General features: G+C 32.8%; 9 protein-coding genes. All 9 read right to left on the reverse strand.

Annotation, left to right across the window (positions count from 1 at the left end):
- Positions 1 to 10 precede the first annotated feature (10 nt).
- The 9 genes from GQS07_RS00335 to GQS07_RS00375 all read right to left on the reverse strand — a co-directional run bounded on the left by GQS07_RS00335 (position 11) and on the right by GQS07_RS00375 (position 17,050).
- Positions 11 to 943 carry a type IX secretion system membrane protein PorP/SprF gene (locus GQS07_RS00335; RefSeq protein ID WP_158209159.1) on the reverse strand — a complete coding sequence of 311 codons (933 nt, stop codon included), beginning with the start codon at positions 941 to 943 and terminating at the stop codon, positions 11 to 13.
- Positions 944 to 956: 13 nt separating this feature from the next.
- Positions 957 to 2,228, reverse strand: a complete 1,272-nt coding sequence (locus GQS07_RS00340; RefSeq protein ID WP_158209160.1) for a gliding motility-associated C-terminal domain-containing protein — start codon at positions 2,226 to 2,228, stop codon at positions 957 to 959.
- A 452-nt stretch (positions 2,229 to 2,680) separates the two neighbouring features.
- Positions 2,681 to 4,654 (reverse strand): OmpA family protein, encoded by a 1,974-nt coding sequence (locus GQS07_RS00345; RefSeq protein WP_158209161.1) that lies wholly within the window; start codon positions 4,652 to 4,654, stop codon positions 2,681 to 2,683.
- A gap of 12 nt (positions 4,655 to 4,666) precedes the next feature.
- Positions 4,667 to 5,599: a type IX secretion system membrane protein PorP/SprF gene (locus tag GQS07_RS00350; protein WP_158209162.1), complete on the reverse strand. Its 933-nt coding sequence runs from the start codon at positions 5,597 to 5,599 to the stop codon at positions 4,667 to 4,669.
- 12 nt (positions 5,600 to 5,611) lie between these two features.
- Positions 5,612 to 6,946 (reverse strand): gliding motility-associated C-terminal domain-containing protein, encoded by a 1,335-nt coding sequence (locus GQS07_RS00355; RefSeq protein ID WP_158209163.1) that lies wholly within the window; start codon positions 6,944 to 6,946, stop codon positions 5,612 to 5,614.
- A 429-nt stretch (positions 6,947 to 7,375) separates the two neighbouring features.
- Positions 7,376 to 10,303, reverse strand: coding sequence for a hypothetical protein (locus GQS07_RS00360; RefSeq protein WP_158209164.1), 2,928 nt, complete (start codon positions 10,301 to 10,303; stop codon positions 7,376 to 7,378).
- A gap of 38 nt (positions 10,304 to 10,341) precedes the next feature.
- Positions 10,342 to 13,866, reverse strand: coding sequence for a DUF11 domain-containing protein (locus tag GQS07_RS00365; RefSeq protein WP_158209165.1), 3,525 nt, complete (start codon positions 13,864 to 13,866; stop codon positions 10,342 to 10,344).
- Between the two features lie 1,089 nt (positions 13,867 to 14,955).
- A complete protein-coding gene (locus GQS07_RS00370; RefSeq protein WP_158209166.1) occupies positions 14,956 to 16,083 on the reverse strand; it encodes a helix-turn-helix domain-containing protein in 1,128 nt (375 codons plus the stop codon).
- Between the two features lie 16 nt (positions 16,084 to 16,099).
- Positions 16,100 to 17,050: a helix-turn-helix domain-containing protein gene (locus tag GQS07_RS00375; RefSeq protein ID WP_158209167.1), complete on the reverse strand. Its 951-nt coding sequence runs from the start codon at positions 17,048 to 17,050 to the stop codon at positions 16,100 to 16,102.
- Positions 17,051 to 17,413 lie beyond the last annotated feature (363 nt).

Genomic DNA, 17,413 nt, shown 5'->3' on the forward strand with positions numbered 1-17,413 from the left:
TTTTCATTTTTTAAAAGAAACGTGATGTACTTACTTTATTAAATCGGCTAAATAATTCAAACCTCATAAATATCTCGTGAGATCCTGAATTATAACGTGCTAACTTTGATGTATCTGCGTCATAACTATACCCAATAAATAGTCCATCATTAATTTGGAAACCAGCCAAACCACTAATTGACGAATCCCATCTATAAGCAGCTCCAACCGTAAACTTGTCAACAATTAAAAAGTTAGCTGTTAAATCCACTTGTAAAGGAGCCCCAGACACTGCTTTAGCTAAAAATGCAGGTTTTAATTTTAAACTTGGGTTTAAATCAAATACATATCCTCCCATTAAATAGAAATGCATTTTTTCTCTCATCATTTTAGTTCCTTCATTTTCAAATCTATCAGATGTTAAAAATGACGGTACAGAGAATCCTACATATGCTTTATCAGAATACATATACAGTCCTGCTCCAAAGTTTGGATTAAACTTATTACTGATATTCTCTTGAAAAGTAATATCCTCACCATCTCTAATATCAAGCTTAGTATAATCAACATTTAAAAGATTAGCTGTAGCTTTTAAACCAAATGCAAGTTTAAACTCATTATTTAAATCAATAGTATAAGATCCATTAATCGAAATATTATTCTCATCCATTGCACCAATCCTATCATTTGTATAGTTTATCCCAGCAGCCATCCCTTTATCTCCAATTGGTGTATCAATAGATAAGTTAGCCGTTTTTGGCGCTCCATCTAAACCAACCCATTGCGCTCTATACATTCCAAAAATACTCATCATACCACGAGAACCAGTATAACCAGGGTTTATATTAGTCGTATTATACATATAATGTGTATACTGTGGATCTTGTTGTGCTTGTACATCTAAACCAACAAATAACATTGCTGATAATAGAACACTTAATTTTATATATTTACTTCTTTTCATTGCAATTTATTTTCTAATTATTTTCTAAATGTAAGTATCCAGATTTTGTAACCCATTCTGTACCATTACCATTTTTCTTCTCATACTTTAAAATATAATAGTAAGTACCTGACGGTAATTTTCCACTTCCAATAACTCCTCTACCTCCTGACTCACCTATAAACACATTCTCAGAACCATCTCCATTAGGGTCATAATTATTTGTATCAAAAACTTTAGATCCCCAACGATTCACAATCTGAACACTATTATTTGGATAATGATTAATGTTTTCTATAATGAAATAGTCGTTTTGACCATCTCCATTAGGTGAAACAGCATTATAAATTTTAATTTCATCTGTAAAGTTGCTATCAACAATACCTAAAGTAAAAATCCCTTTAGCATCAATAGCTGACGGTGTAGTAATAGTTTTCTTAACTGAATCAACTTCTCCTGATTCTGCTACCCAAACTTTAGCTTCTTCATCCCATCTAAGAATATGCAAGCCATTATTTACATTATCTAAAATATTTTTAGAAGTAGTATTCTCATTCCAAGATAACGCTACGATTACAAAGCCTGTTTTAGCTTTATTTTCAACTTCCCAGTATTCAGTATCATCAACCTCTAAAATCGCATTCTTAGCGGTATGAGGTCTTTTTAGTAATGGATTTTCATATCTATATACTGTTTTAAATAAGTCATCCTTACCTATAGAAGCTCCTAAAGTAATTGGACGATAATATTCTCCATTACCAACTGGCATAGTCAACTCATCACGTCCATCCCTTTCAACAGCACCTACAACGTGACTATCATCTCCTACTTCTTCTACAGAAGCTCCTTCAAGAAAAGTAATTGCACCTTGCTCTTTCTCGTTTACAAGAACATTTCCTCTTTTAAAATAAGTTTTCCCATTAATATCTATTTCATTCTGTAAAGACAATTCTTTCGTATCGAATGTGATATTAAAAAAACTTGTTCCCTTAGTACCACTTAGCACAGTTTTTTCTTTATTATCATCATTTTGCTCAAAAAATGTATGCCCTTCTTTTGAAGATGAACTAAAATTATAGATCCCTTCATTCTTAAAATCATCTAAGAAATAAGCCTTCCCGTCATTTGTAAAATTACCCGACGCGCTATTCTCAAATTCACCAACAGTAGAAAGCACTGTTTCACCACTTACAAGAAATTTTCCTTCATTATAAAACGCAGATGTTTCTTGTCCAAAAGAAACTCCAGTAGTTGCTAAAAGCACTAACGGGAATATCCCTTTTCCATATGTAATTTTTCTTTTCATAGTTTTAGTATTTTTCAATTTTCTTTTTCACACTTAATAATACAAAATTAGCAAAATAATAAAAAAACAACTAATTTATGTTAAGAATTATATTAATCACAAACCAACAAGTTAAAAGCACACACACAAAATAATTATTCTAACTATTTTTAGAATTAATATCATTTTTAACAAGATTACACTAATAAAAAAAAATGAAAATACCTTAGGTTTTCTATATTATCAGACCAGATAAGTTTATAAATCCCTCAGAATCAAATACAAAATTTCAACAACTAACTATTAATAGATAACTAAAAAAAATATTAAACATAAAAAAAGGGCTGCCTATTCCTAGGCAGCCCTTACTTTTGGCTAAGTACTGCATTTTTACATCTCACAGTAGATGGGTCGAAAAAAAAATTGTTTTGTTGCTCTGAACAAATATCTATAATTGTTTCTAACGAAACAGATTAAAGTTCCAATACGATAAACTCACTACGACGGTTTAATTGGTGCTCTTCAACAGTACATGGTACTCCGTTACTACATTTGTTTAACAATCTTGTTTCACCGTAACCTTTTCCTGTAATTCTACTTGCATCAATACCTTGTTTAACCATCCATTGAATTGTAGATTTCGCTCTTCTATCTGATAAACTAAGGTTATAATTATCATTACCTCTACTATCAGTATGAGAACGAACATCTATTTTCATAGTTGGGTATTCTTTTAATACCTCTACCACTTTCATTAACTCAATCGCTGCATCAGGACGAATGTTAGACTTATCAAAATCAAAATAGATTGGTTGTAATTTTAATTTCTTAAACAAGTCATCTTCAACTACAATAGGCTTCTCTGTTTTCTCTAAAGCGATATCTTGCTTGAATACACCACCTGGATTAAAGTCTAACTGAACAATTACTTCTTCAGTATTATACTCAGGAGCTTCGGCTTTCAAACGATACTTAACACCACATTCTGCCTCTTCAACTTTGTAATAACCTTGCTCATCAGTCAAGATTTCTCCTATTTTCTTATATGTATTATCAAACACAGTAACTGTTGCATTTGCTAAAACCTCTTTAGTATCCTTATCAAATACAATACCTTCTAAGATTTGACGACAAACTCTTTCCATAAAGAAATAAATATCATCTCCTCCTACACCGTCTGCTCTATTTGAACTAACAAATCCTTTTTTAGTTTTGTTGTCAATATAAAAAGCAAAATCATCTGTACTACTATTAATTGGTGCTCCCATATTAGTAACCGTACCAAAGCTTCCATCAACATTAATTTTAGCTACAAATACATCTAATCCTCCTAAACCTGGGTGACCATCAGAAGAGAAAAACAAGAAATTATCTTTAGAGATAAAAGGAAATGTTTCTCTACCTGCAGTATTCACTTTATCTCCAACATTCTCAACGTTTCCGTAACCTCCTGTTGGATAAATAGCAACTCTAAAAATATCAGACTGCCCTAAAGTTCCTTCTCTATCAGAAGAAAAGTATAACCAGCTTTCATCAGGAGTTAATGCAGGGTGAGCTGTATTAAAGTTATCCGAGTTAAAAGGTAACTCTTCTACATTCTCCCATTTACCCTCATCAGATAAAGTTGCTTTATAGATTTTTAATAAAGTATCTCTATCCTTATTTCTTTTCTTTTTCCCTTTTACACTTGTATTATTACGTGTAAAGTACATTGTTTTTCCATCAGCAGTAAACACAGCCGTAGCTTCGTTTACTTTACTATCTAATTCTGGAGCAAACTTTTCCGGTGCTTCAAAAGTTCCATCAGCATTAATTGTTGACGAAAACAAACTTGTAAAGCTCTCGTTTGTCCATTCGTGAATTCTTCTACCTGATTTATCCTCAGTTTCTCTTGCCGAAGTAAAGATTAACTGATTTCCTAATAAAGCAGCTCCATAATCAGAATAAGGAGTATTTACACCAATATTCGTCAGTTGGTAACGATTAGAATTCGCTTCAATATCTTTTAGGTAACGATCCTTTTGTTCTTCAAATAATTTAGCACGAGAATCCGAACTTTCCATTTCTGCAAACTTCTCCATCATTTGCTTTGAATAATCGTAGTCTTCTACTGCTTTCAAAGTTTGTGCAAAACGGTAATAATACTCCGAAGAGATTGCGTTTAAATCTTTATCGTCATATTCACTATTAAACAAAGCACTATACCATTTATTAGCTTCGATCAACTTTCCGTTGAAATAGTAAGCATCAGCTAACTTTTGTAACATTGATGCATTTGTATAACCTTTATCAGCAATGCGCTCATAAATCTTAATAGCATCTACATAAGCTAATTTTTCGGATGCTTTCTCAGCTTTTTTCTCAGCTACTTTCTGAGCGAAACCTTGAATTCCAGCTCCCAAAAGCAACATTGTAAACAATCCTATTTTAATAATCTCTTTTCTCATACTATAAATCTATTAGAAGAATCTTGGTGTATTAATTCTACCGCCACGTTTAAACAACTCAAAACGCAAGAAGATCTCGTGTGACCCAGAATTATATCTTGCTAATTTAGTAGTTTCTGCGTCATAAGCATAACCTACAAACAAATTTTCATTTATTTGGAATCCAGCTAATGCACTAACAGATGCATCCCAACGGTATGCAGCTCCTACAGTAAACTTATCTACAATTAATAAATTGGCTGTTAAGTCAACTTGTAATGGTGCTCCTTCTATTGCTTTTGCTAAGAAGGCTGGCTTCAACTTAAGACTTGGATTTAACTCAAATACATATCCCCCCATTAAATAAAAGTTAGCTCTTTGACGCATTGTTTCAACATCATTATCATCATAACGATCTGTTGTCAAAAAGTTAGGAACTGAAAAACCTAAATATGCTTTATCTGAGTACAAATATACACCAGCTCCAAGGTTTGGCGAAAATTTATTATTAATATTCTCCTGAGAAACAGGATCATTTGGATTATGAATATTAAGTTTAGTATAATCTACATCTAATAAATTAGCTGTCCCTTTTAATCCAAAAGCTAATTTATAATCTCTATTAAGGTCAATTGCATACGATAAATCAACCGAAATATTATTTTCTGCCATTGCACCTAATTGATCATTGGTAAAGTTTACCCCTAAACCTAAACCACTTTCACCTAAAGGTGTATTAACAGAAACATTTGCTGTTTTAGGTGCTCCATCAAGACCTACCCATTGCGTTCTATACATCCCAAAAACAGTAAGAGTTCCTCTTGATCCAGCATAGGCAGGGTTTACATTATTTGTATTATACATATACTGTGTAAACTGAGGATCTTGTTGCGCTTGCATTTGAGAGAAACAGCCTAACGCAAGTAGGCTGATTCCAATCTTTTTTATTTTATGTTGAATACTCATAAATTCTTTCTATTAATTTGTGTCTAAGTGTAGGTAACCTGATTTCTTAATCATTCTTGAACCTTGAGCATCTTTATACTCATAGTTTACAATGTAGAAGTAAGTACCTGTTGGTAGTTTCTCGTTTTTATTAACTGTAACACGGCCTTCTGAATATCCGTTAAAAACGTTTACTGAACCATCGCCAGCACTATCATAGTTCTTAGCGTCATAAACCTTAACTCCCCAACGGTTGTAAATCTCTACCGTATTATTAGGGAATCTATTAATATTATCGATAATGAAGTAATCATTCATTCCATCTCCATCAGGAGTAACTAAGTTGTAAATAACTACATCTCCATCTAATAATAAATCTGTTTTCACTGTTCCTAAAGTAAAGAAACCATAACCTCTAACTGTAGAAACAGTAGTAATTTCTTTTCTCTCAAGGTCAACAGCTCCACCTTCATCTACCCACATTTGTTGTTTTGCATCCCAACGAATAATGTGTAATTCTTTTTCAGGATTAATCAACAATTCAGCTGGTGTAGTACGCTCATCCCAACTTAAGGTAAGCATTACATCATTTTTACTATTGTCATTTCCTTTTTCAACAGTCCAGTATTCTTTCATGTCAACTAAGTCAATAACTCCAGCTTTGTTTTTACGAGCTCTAAAGAAAGCCTCTGCGTCATTCGTAGAGAACTTACCTTCATAAGCATCTTCTGCTGCACCTGGTGCACTGATACGAGCATATCTGTATAAACCTTCATCTCCTTTAGGGAATTGAAACTCTTCGTTTCCTACTTTTCCAACAAATCCTTCAGCGTGACTTTTATCCGTAGGGTTATTAGCTTTTGCACCTTTTAAAAAGGTAAGCGCTCCTTCTTTTGGATCAACTTTAATAATACCATCTTTAAAATCAACCGTACCATTAACGTCCATCTCACCTTTAAGGTCAAACGCCATTACTGCTGTAGGATTATTTAACTCCACATTGTAAAACTCAGCAATACCTGGTTTCTTTTTTGATGTCGCTTTAGTTGATATTTTTTGCGCTCCTTTTGCAGGATCTGCTGGAGTAAAAATAGCTTTAGATCCTTTAGCATCTTTGCTGTGAGAATAAATATTCTCGTTGTGAAAATTGCTATAATAATAAACAGTTCCATCGTTATTAACGATTCCTTCTGCTGTATTTTCAAAATCATAAAGCGTAGACATCACACCACCATTAACGATAGACATCTTACCTTTATTAATCATTACTTTATCTTCTTTTGCTTTTTCTGCTTTCTGTGCAAATGCAGCACAAGGAACAATAAGTCCGATTAGAGCAACTGATTTAAATAACTTTCTTGATTGCATAACTTCAGTTTTTTTTTAGATTATAAGTAAGAATTACCCCCAAAACTTACAATCTGTATATTATTTTTCTACGAATACCTTTTGTGTCTTCTTGTTTAAAACACCTTTTAACAATTCTCCCTTTGTACTAACTCTATCTTTTACCACATCCTCATTCTAACTTGACTTTCTGAAGACAGAATACAGTAAAACATTCTTATTATCAAAGGTTTAAGAATTTAAACTTCTCGAATCACAGCCTTAGGCATAAGTCATATAGCAACTATTGTACCATATTTACTTAAAACACCTTGTTATTATGCTATTAATTGTTATAATCCCTTATTTAGAATACAACTTTATAACTTAATCTACGGCACGTAGTATAATTTCAAACTCTTATTTTTAAAGAAACCGTGTTAGCCCGAAGACTAACACGATTAACTTTTCTTATTTAATATCCTTTTGATCTTTCACAACAAATACTACAGTCATAAATGCACCGTATTTTGCTTTCTTGATAATATCATAAGTTAAAACACCTTCCTTACTAACCGAAACATTATCAAAAACAGTTGGATCATAATAAGGAACAAAGAAATCTAATTCGTTTGCTGCAAATACTGGAATTGTAGCTGCTCCATCAGACTTAACCATAGGCTTTTGTGGTCTAGGTGTATCAACTACATTTTCACTTAAATCCCCTGTAAACATTGCTTTATACTCTGCGTACAAGTTTCTTGTTTTACCTGTTTCTGCTTTTGAAGTATCAAACATTACTGGTGGCATATAGAATACTTTAGGCATAGCTGCTTTCACATCTACAGTGTATACTTTTTCACCGTTTTCAACTCCTTCAGTCACTATAACATTACTGTTATTTTCCTTACCATCTGCAGGCTTAACAACTGGAAAATTAGCGCTTACTTTGTAAGGATCTTCTTCTGTACCTTCTCCTGTAATTGTAACAGTATTATCTCCAGGTATCGTTTTCCCACCGATACCGTCTTTTCCATCTTTTCCGTCTTTAATTTCAACAGTTTTGTTATCACCATCTGTAATAGTTACAACTCCATTTACTTTTTCTGATACAACTACTGACTTACCATCAACTCCGTTTGTTCCGTCAACTCCATCAGCTCCATCTTTTCCGTCAACTCCGTCTTTTCCATCAACTCCGTCTTTAATTTCAACAGTTTTGTTATCACCATCTGTAATAGTTACAACTCCATTTACTTTTTCTGATACAACTACTGACTTACCATCAACTCCGTTTGTTCCGTCAACTCCATCTTTTCCATCAGCTCCATCTTTTCCATCAACTCCGTCTTTTCCATCAACTCCGTCTTTAATTTCAACAGTTTTGTTATCACCATCTGTAATAGTTACAACTCCATTTACTTTTTCTGATACAACTACTGACTTACCATCAACTCCGTTTGTTCCGTCAACTCCGTTTGTTCCGTCAACTCCATCTTTTCCATCAACTCCATCTTTTCCATCAACTCCGTCTTTTCCGTCAACTCCGTCAACTCCGTCTTTAATTTCAACAGTTTTGTTATCACCATCTGTAATAGTTACAACTCCATTTACTTTTTCTGATACAACTACTGACTTACCATCAACTCCGTCTTTTCCGTTTACGATAGTTCCAACTACTGTCTCTCCTTCTTTAACGATGATTTCACCGTCTTTTCCGATTTCTGTTGTAACTGAATTTCCGTCTTTACCATCTTTTCCGTCTTTTCCGTTTACGATAGTTCCAACTACTGTCTCTCCTTCTTTAACGATGATTTCACCGTCTTTTCCAATTTCTGTTGTAACTGAATTTCCGTCTTTTCCGTCTTTTCCGTTTACGATAGTTCCAACTACTGTCTCTCCTTCTTTAACGATGATTTCACCGTCTTTTCCGATTTCTGTTGTAACTGAATTTCCGTCTTTACCATCTTTTCCGTCTTTTCCGTTTACGATAGTTCCAACTACTGTCTCTCCTTCTTTAACGATGATTTCACCGTCTTTTCCGATTTCTGTTGTAACTGAATTTCCGTCTTTACCATCTTTTCCGTCTTTTCCGTTTACGATAGTTCCAATTACTTTTTCTCCTTCTTTAACTGTAATAATACCGTCTTTCTCTACAACTGTAGTTACTGAAATTCCGTCTTTACCATCTTTTCCGTTCTTAACTGTAGCTGTTCCTCCTTTACCATCTGTAATAGTAACTGTACCATCTTGGTTATCTACTACTGTAACTGACTTACCGTCTTTTCCGTTTACGATAGTTCCAATTACTTTTTCTCCTTCTTTAACTGTAATAGTACCGTCTTTCTCTACAACTGTAGTTACTGAAATTCCGTCTTTACCATCTTTTCCGTTCTTAACTGTAGCTGTTCCTCCATTACCATCTGTAATAGTAACTGTTCCATCTCCGTTATCTACTACTGTAACTGACTTACCGTCTTTTCCGTTTACGATAGTTCCAACTACTTTTTCTCCTTCTTTAACTGTAATAGTACCGTCTTTCTCAACAACTGTTGTTACTGAAATTCCGTCTTTACCATTTTTAACAATAGCTGTTCCACCACTACCATCTGTAATAGTAACTGTTCCATCTCCGTTATCAACAACTTTAGCTGACTTACCATCTTCTCCTTTGTCTCCTTTAGGTCCTTTAGCTAAATCAACAGTAACTTTTACACCTGCTTCATTTGTATATGTGATAGTACCATCACCATTATCTACTAATGTTGTGATCGTCTCATTATCTTTAACCAGTTTTTCAACTACTGCATCTTTCCCTTTTACCCATTTAACTTTTCCATTAGCATCAGTAACTAAAACTTCACCTGGCTTACCTTCTTTTATTTTTTGAGGAGTAACACCACCATCCGCAATTTGAATACCAGCATTAGCTAATAATAAATTTGCAGCAGCACTATTTTTATCTTTGAACTCAAGTCCTCCATCTAATGAAAGCTTTCCTTTAAAAATTGCTTTGATTAAATTAGTAACACTTCCTTCATCTAAATTTAAAATATCTTGAAAATGATTCACTACGATCTGAGGAATATCTTGCTCTGCTGTTAAACGAGCCCATCTTTTTCCATCCCAATAGTGGTAACCTGGTTTTAAATCTTTTGTTTTATCATTAAGTTTTGTTGTATTAGTGTTATATACTAATAAACTTACTACGTTTCCGTTTGAAATCCTTTCACTATCGAAAGCTCCATTCAACTTTACATTTGGAATTAACAATCCACGATTATGTGCTTCAATAGTTAACTCAGCAGATAAGTTTGGTTCTTTTACTCCAATACCAACCTGTGCATTTGCCGCTATTGCTCCCATTAATAAAGCAGCTGAAAGTATTCTTTTTTTCATAACGATATATTTTTGTGTCTTAAACGTCTTAATTAAAATTATTGTACTTTGTGATAAATGTGTGGGTTAGTCATTAAAGGTCCACCACCTTCTACTTCTGTAATTGTAGGATTTTCATTTCCTATCTCAGTTCCTGATTCAGCTTCAACCTCTTTGTCTCTTGGAGATTTTGCCATCACTAAAGCTTGGTTGAATTTATATCCTAAATCCATATCTGCATCTGTAACTGAATATTTAAAAGTAGCAGTCCAACTCTTACCAACTTCTAAACTTCCTGTTCCTTGTTCTTCCTTAAATACAGGCTTAAAAGGATCAATATCAAAATCTATTAACTCAACAGTATTCAATGTTACGTTTCCAGTATTCGTCATAGTAAACGTATAGTTGATAATTCCATTTCCATTATCCCCTGGCGTATCTTCATCAAAAACACCTACTTTAACTAAAGTAATCGATGGATCTTGTGGTAATGTTGTAACTGTACACGTAGCACAATCTTTATACTTAGGATCTTCTAATGGATAATTAGGATCCGTAGGATGTAAAGGTTCTGGATCTATTGACTTAGATACAATTGGCTTATCATTTGGATCTTTAGCTGTACCTAATGCTATATTAAATACTCCTCCACGATCAATATCTACTTGTGTTATCTCATAAACACCTGAAAAAGTACCATTATCTATTCCATTCGGATTTAAAGTTTCAATAGGCCCACCTGTTAACTTAATTTTACCATCCGTTAAAGAAATATCCTTTAAAATTGTATTTCCTGTATTACTAACTGTGAACGTATAGTTTATGTGGTCTCCAACATTAACCTTTCCATCCTTATTACTATCTACATATGTTCCAACTTTATGAATTAATAATCCTGGCTCTGGTTCAATCTCAATCTTACCACACATTTCTACTACGTTTGCTGTATTTTCACAGTCGAAAGTATGAACGGTAAAATTTCGGTCCTCTTCTTCTCTACCATCTCCCATACTACCATTTACTTTGTGTCCTACATAACAATACTTATTATTATCATTCACAATCATTCCCGTATGTCCACCAACTTCTAAGTAAACAACGCGGTTATTATCTAATCCTTGAGGCTCTGTTGCAGATGGTATATTATACTTAACATCTTGATCTTGACCTAACATATTATAAGCATTATTCCCCCAAAAATAAGCTCTTCCGTATTTATTAATTGCCCCAGCTGCTGTTTGATAAGAAGCATGATCTTGTGCATTCAAATATTTTATATCTTTTAAATCCTCGCCGTCTTCTGTCTTAACAGTTTCCCAATTTACTCTTTCATTAAGATCACCAACCCCAAGCTCTCCATTACTATTACTACCCATAGAATAAACTTTTCCATCTTTAGCAAGAGTAAAGTAGCTAACCAAAGAATCCTCTCCATGACCTGTTATTGCAATCATTTCAGGCTCTCCTTTAAATGGACTGCTTACTTCTTCAGCATAACTATATCCATAATTTGAATTCCTGTAACTTCCATTATAAACAACACTTCCCCATGCATAATATTTTCCATCCTTAGTATAAGCAAACCCACCGCTTGTATGAACTTTCATTTTTTCAACCTCCAATAAAGGTGTATTTCCTGATTTACTTACTGTATGCCAATTACCATCTATCTCGCTTGTACCGTCTCCATATAATTCAGATTTAGTACCATTAATCATAATTCTACCATCTGTTAACAACAAAGCAAGAACCCTATGTGATGCTGTCATATAACGCACCATTTTCGGAGTCACACCAGTTGGCAATGTCATTTTTTGAAATTTAGAAGTATTAACTAATGCAGGAGAAACTACTGAATAATGTGATCCTCCACCTTGTTGATAACCATTACTTCCCCAAACATATAAACCATCTGTTGTCAGTAAAAAATTCTGACTATTATCGTAATCTCTCGCTCCTAAAGTTGCATGTAATGGACTTCCTTTAAAGTCAAATCCTTTCTCAGGACAAATTAATGTAGGCACGTAAAAGTCATCTCCTTGTCCTCCTGTTGGCATAGAACGTTCCCCAAAAATTTCAAAACCATGTGCTGTTTTAATAATCGTTGAGTGATATCCTGAAATAAAGTTATCTCCTTCGTTTTCACAAAAATCATCACCTACAAATGAAACTTGTGTTTCTACAGTGCTTTCTAAACGCCCAATACCAATTGCCTCTTTTTCATTATAAAATTTTAAAGCACCAACATTAATAGTTGCAGTGTTTTTAATTACACCTCCTACTGGCATTCTAACAATTGTACCTTTTATTGTGAATACAGCAGCATCTCTACTATCCAAGTCTACTTTAATGTTTTCTAATTGTTTTAGATTTTTATCAAATCCCCCAGCATTTGTAAAAGTAGACCCTGTCTCACTTTTAAATGACATTTCTTTAACCTCAAAACTGTCTGAAATAGCTCCTAATAAATCATTTAAAACAACACCTTTATATTGTCCTTGTGATAAGTTTCTAACTTCAATCCTATACGTAAGATTCTCTCCTACAATTGTACTTTCTTTATCTACAAACTTTTCAACCTTAACACCCTCTGGCATAAAAACTGAAAGTCCTCTGATCTCGTGATTATTTACTGCCGAACCTGTACCAGCTGAAAAACCTATTTTTAAGAACTCACTTGGTACTTCATCGTATTCAGCTGTAAATAATTCTTCAAATGGTGTAGTAGACTTATTATCTCTTTTCCATCTAACCTCTACTTTATAACCACTTTTATACTTATAAAGTTCCATTTGAACACGTCTATAGAATGATCGGTCATTTGGTCTAACACTTGTTAATTTAGAAAAACCAACTCCTCCTTCATTTTCCTTTAATGTCTTATAAGCAATTAAAGGTGTAATCTGTCCTTTATAATTTGCACTACCACGCAAACCAACTGAGTTTACGAACTTGTAACGCATTACTTCCTTGTCGTAACCTTCAATCCAATTATTATTTTGTAATCCATTTAAAGCATAATACCCGTTCGTTCCTTCAAAAATGTAATTTCCATACTCATCTAATCCCAAACCTAAATAAGCTCCAGTTACAGGTTTAGTATCTTCATAGGGATCATTTAATTGACCTCCATAACCTAAATGATGTCCATCACCACCTACAACAACATCTTTACCTTCTACACTTCCATCAATTAGAAAAACAGTAAAACCATCTCCTCCTCTGGGTGCAAATCCTTCTGGTACTTGAGAATCTCCTACTAAATTCCTCCATGTCTTATATTCGAAATCTAAAACAACTCCTTTATCAGAGGGAAAACGCTCATCAAAGATAACTCCACCACTTTGTTGTAACTTATCCTCAGTTAAACGCAACCACCCATCACCATCAGCATCAATACCTTTGGCTGCAGTTAAATAAGAAGTAACTACTCCTTTTCCATTTTTAAGAAAAACTACATTGTTCTCTGTAGTTGTTGATTTAGTAAAGTCTTCACCGATCTTGAACTGTGCTAAACCACTTCCGCTTATTCCTAAGAGAAGCATCATTGTCGCCAAGACCTTTGTAAATAATTTTCTTTTCATATTTTAAACTATTTTTTTTGTTGTTTTTAAACTGGCTGACATCATTATATGTACATCCGATTTAACAATGCAAAAGTGTTGATAATTAACGTAGTAAAGGTTGCGTTTTCTTAGTACGTCATACCTCCCAAGAATATGAAACACGCCTCAATCCCTGTAACAGAGTACTACTAATCAGCCTTTTAGTATATATTCTACTATATATTGTAAAAAACGAATACAGCCGATTTAAGACATCATCTACAGGCGTACTTTTACTTGAAAAAACCGCTTAAAAATCATTTAATTAATCGAAAAATATACCTTAAACTACTAACACAAAAAAGCAGTAAAAAAAATTACTTTAGATGGAAGAAAAAATAAGTTTGAATGATAAAAACACCAATAAAACTGATAAAAAATCTAAAACAGCGGTATAAAAAACGCACCAAAACGCGAGGTAGTAGTAAAGTTGAACACAAAATCTTTAAAAAACAGCGGTTTTCTTGTCCCAAACAATACAAAAAAACAGATAGATTATAGTGCTAAAAAGTAAACTCCAATAAAAAGACAAGCTAATGCACCTACCCTATCTAACTAACACAACAAAAATTAGATCCAAAATATAGCACCCCTTACCTTAGCAATAGTAAAAAAGAAAAAAAACACCACATATAAAACCAATAGCAGCAGTTACTGTATATACTACAGATAGAAATTACATATTTTACCACCTATTAAGATTACGTAAACACCTGATTTACAACACACAAAACATACCTCACAGGTGATTAACTCGCAATTAGGCCGTAAATAGCTCGTAATTACCTCACCTAAAAGCCTTTTTAGCGAACTAATTACGACTCAATTACGACTTAATTACGACCTAATTACCTTTAAATGTAAATTAAGATTATGATTACAAAGACAGAGCAACCAATCGTGCAGCTAAAAAACTATCAACCTTTACATATACCTAATTGATTTAAAGCTACTTATCAACAAAACAACTCAGTATAAAGCAAAAAAAAATCACATGCATTGGCTAAATGATGTGATTTTTTAAGTTGTTGTTGGAGTTCGTGGCTTTAGAACTCCGGTAATCTGTTGTTATTTGTTGTTCAATCGTAATTGCTCTTCTATAAATTCAGAAGGAGAAACCCCTTCGAATTTTTTAAATGCTCTGAAAAAAGAAGTGCGCGAATTAAATCCACTTAACTCTCCTAATTCAGTAACAGTAATTTCATTATTTCTTTCTTTTAAAACTTTTTTCGCAAATTCCACACGCAACTTATTAATATGCGCATTGAAATGTGAGTTATATTGTAAAGCAAAGAACTGAGAAAGATGGTGTTTTGATATTTTTGTCATTTTCTCCAAGCGTTCTAAAGAACAACCAGAATCTAAATAAAACTTATCACCAATAATCACTTTCTCTACTAAAGCTTTATAGTCTTCTAAATGTTCTCCATTTACTTTAGACTTTTCATATTTCTGTACTACTTCTACAACAGGAGCAGTATCCTCTACTTTTTCAACAACCTCAACCTCAACTCCGTGTTCTACTATTTTAGAATTTTTCAATCTTTGAACATAGTATTGAAAAATAGTCAATGAATAACAGAACATTCCTATATAAATAATATTCTGATCGTTGTTTGGAATAGCATTATAAGAAACTAATCCTATAAAAATCATTGCCATAAAAATAAGAATCCAAACAATTCTCAAAATTAATAGGCGAGATTGGTTTTCTAATGTCACTTTCCCTACTTGAACGTAACAGTACAAAGCATATCCCATAAATTGAATTGCCTGCGTAACATACAATACTAAATAATAATAAACTAAATAAGGAACACTTAGTTTATCAATCATAAAAATAGATTGTACATAAATCAAGAAAAAAACAATACCCGGAATAAAGTGCAAAAGTGAATTTGAAAATCCAACTACATAGTCACCTTCCTTCCCTTTTGTCATTGCATTTAAACTGATATACAAAAAAGGTCCGTAAAATAGACTCAAAGGCAATCCTAAATAAACAAAGATATAATCATTGTAGAAGAATCTTGTTAAAATAATTATTGAGCAATGAATAGTAAACAAAACTAAAAAACCATTGGCAAGTCTTCTTGACTTAGGTCTTGCTACTAAACTACTATTAATGAAATAGGAGATTGACGACAATATTATTGCCGCTGCTAAAATAATTATATATAAATACGATTCCTCCATTTACATCAATTACGCCCTATGCCACTTGGCTTCTAAAAACAGAAGGTGTTTGCCCAACGTACATTTTAAAATATTTATTAAATGTTGATTTCGAACAGAGCCCACATTCATCAACTACAGCGTCGATAGTAAGGTTTTTATCCCTCATCAATAATGATTTAGCATATTCTATTCTATACTTAGCTAAAAGCTGGTAAAAGCTCGAATATAGGTTCTGATTAATAACCTCAGAAACTTCTTGTTTACTTAACCCTACTTCTTTAGCTAATTGTTCTAATGAAAACGATGTTTCTAAAAAACCTTTATTGTTATTAAAGAAACTTATAATTTTTTTCTCTTTTATTTCAAAATCAGAAACAGCCTCTTCAGTGCTACTTGCGATATTATCATTTAATAAAGCTCCCATATCCTGAACCATTTCTTGATTCGTAAAACTCAAATAGCTTACCAAAGAAAACAAACTCATAAAGAAAACTAATCCTTTGTTTACAAACTCCCCCTTAACAGTGAAACGACTTCCTGTCAATTCCATTACAGTTAAAAAGCTTAGTACAAAAATACTTATGAATAAGTAAAAACTAAATACGCCGATAAAATTGATTGTTTGATTTGAAAAACTATGTTCTCTCTTTGCAACTAAATTAGTATAGATCGCAAAAGAATAAAACATTAAATAAGGAAGATTAACTATTTCAAAATAATAGTTATCATCACTAAATGGCACTCCCATTACAAGAATTGTAACAATGTAATGAGCAACTAATTCTTTCCACAATTTGCTTTTTTCTATTGTTTCATATTTTGTATAAATATAAAACAGTGGAATAGTTAACCAGATAAAAGTGATAGAAAATCCAAAAATAGCAAATAGTAACTGAATAACAGAAACAACTAATACAAGACCTACTAACTTTAAGAAGTTAGTTTTCTCGATTAAAACGCTATTTATTTTGTTTAATACAGTCATATCATTGTGAGAATTATAGCTTGCTTTACAATCATAAATCCTCACAACGATACAACAAAGCACAACTTCGTTATGCTATGTGTCGCTTTATTAAGTGGGGACTTATATTTAGAATATTCGCATATTCTAATTATTTTAAAAAGCTCTGCAAAATTATTACTTATTTCTAATTCTAAAAGTGTTTTTAACATATCAACGTTAGATTTGCGAAAATCCCATATAAATGAAAAAAATACGCAACATTAAACAACCTAAAAGCCGTTTTGTATTAAATATTATTTATTAAATAGTATATAATAAACATATTTATAAGTCAAAATAAGCGATTTTAACAATAATCAATTCGTAAATTGTCACAAACTC

This window comes from Myroides phaeus, assembly GCF_009799805.1.
GTDB classification, from domain to species: Bacteria; Bacteroidota; Bacteroidia; order Flavobacteriales; family Flavobacteriaceae; genus Flavobacterium; species Flavobacterium phaeum_A.

Coding starts and splice junctions, on each gene's coding strand:
- GQS07_RS00335 (WP_158209159.1), bottom strand. CDS start 943: ATGAAAAGAAGTAAATATATAAAATTAAGTGTTCTATTATCAGCAATG.
- GQS07_RS00340 (WP_158209160.1), bottom strand. CDS start 2,228: ATGAAAAGAAAAATTACATATGGAAAAGGGATATTCCCGTTAGTGCTT.
- GQS07_RS00345 (WP_158209161.1), bottom strand. CDS start 4,654: ATGAGAAAAGAGATTATTAAAATAGGATTGTTTACAATGTTGCTTTTG.
- GQS07_RS00350 (WP_158209162.1), bottom strand. CDS start 5,599: ATGAGTATTCAACATAAAATAAAAAAGATTGGAATCAGCCTACTTGCG.
- GQS07_RS00355 (WP_158209163.1), bottom strand. CDS start 6,946: ATGCAATCAAGAAAGTTATTTAAATCAGTTGCTCTAATCGGACTTATT.
- GQS07_RS00360 (WP_158209164.1), bottom strand. CDS start 10,303: ATGAAAAAAAGAATACTTTCAGCTGCTTTATTAATGGGAGCAATAGCG.
- GQS07_RS00365 (WP_158209165.1), bottom strand. CDS start 13,866: ATGAAAAGAAAATTATTTACAAAGGTCTTGGCGACAATGATGCTTCTC.
- GQS07_RS00370 (WP_158209166.1), bottom strand. CDS start 16,083: ATGGAGGAATCGTATTTATATATAATTATTTTAGCAGCGGCAATAATA.
- GQS07_RS00375 (WP_158209167.1), bottom strand. CDS start 17,050: ATGACTGTATTAAACAAAATAAATAGCGTTTTAATCGAGAAAACTAAC.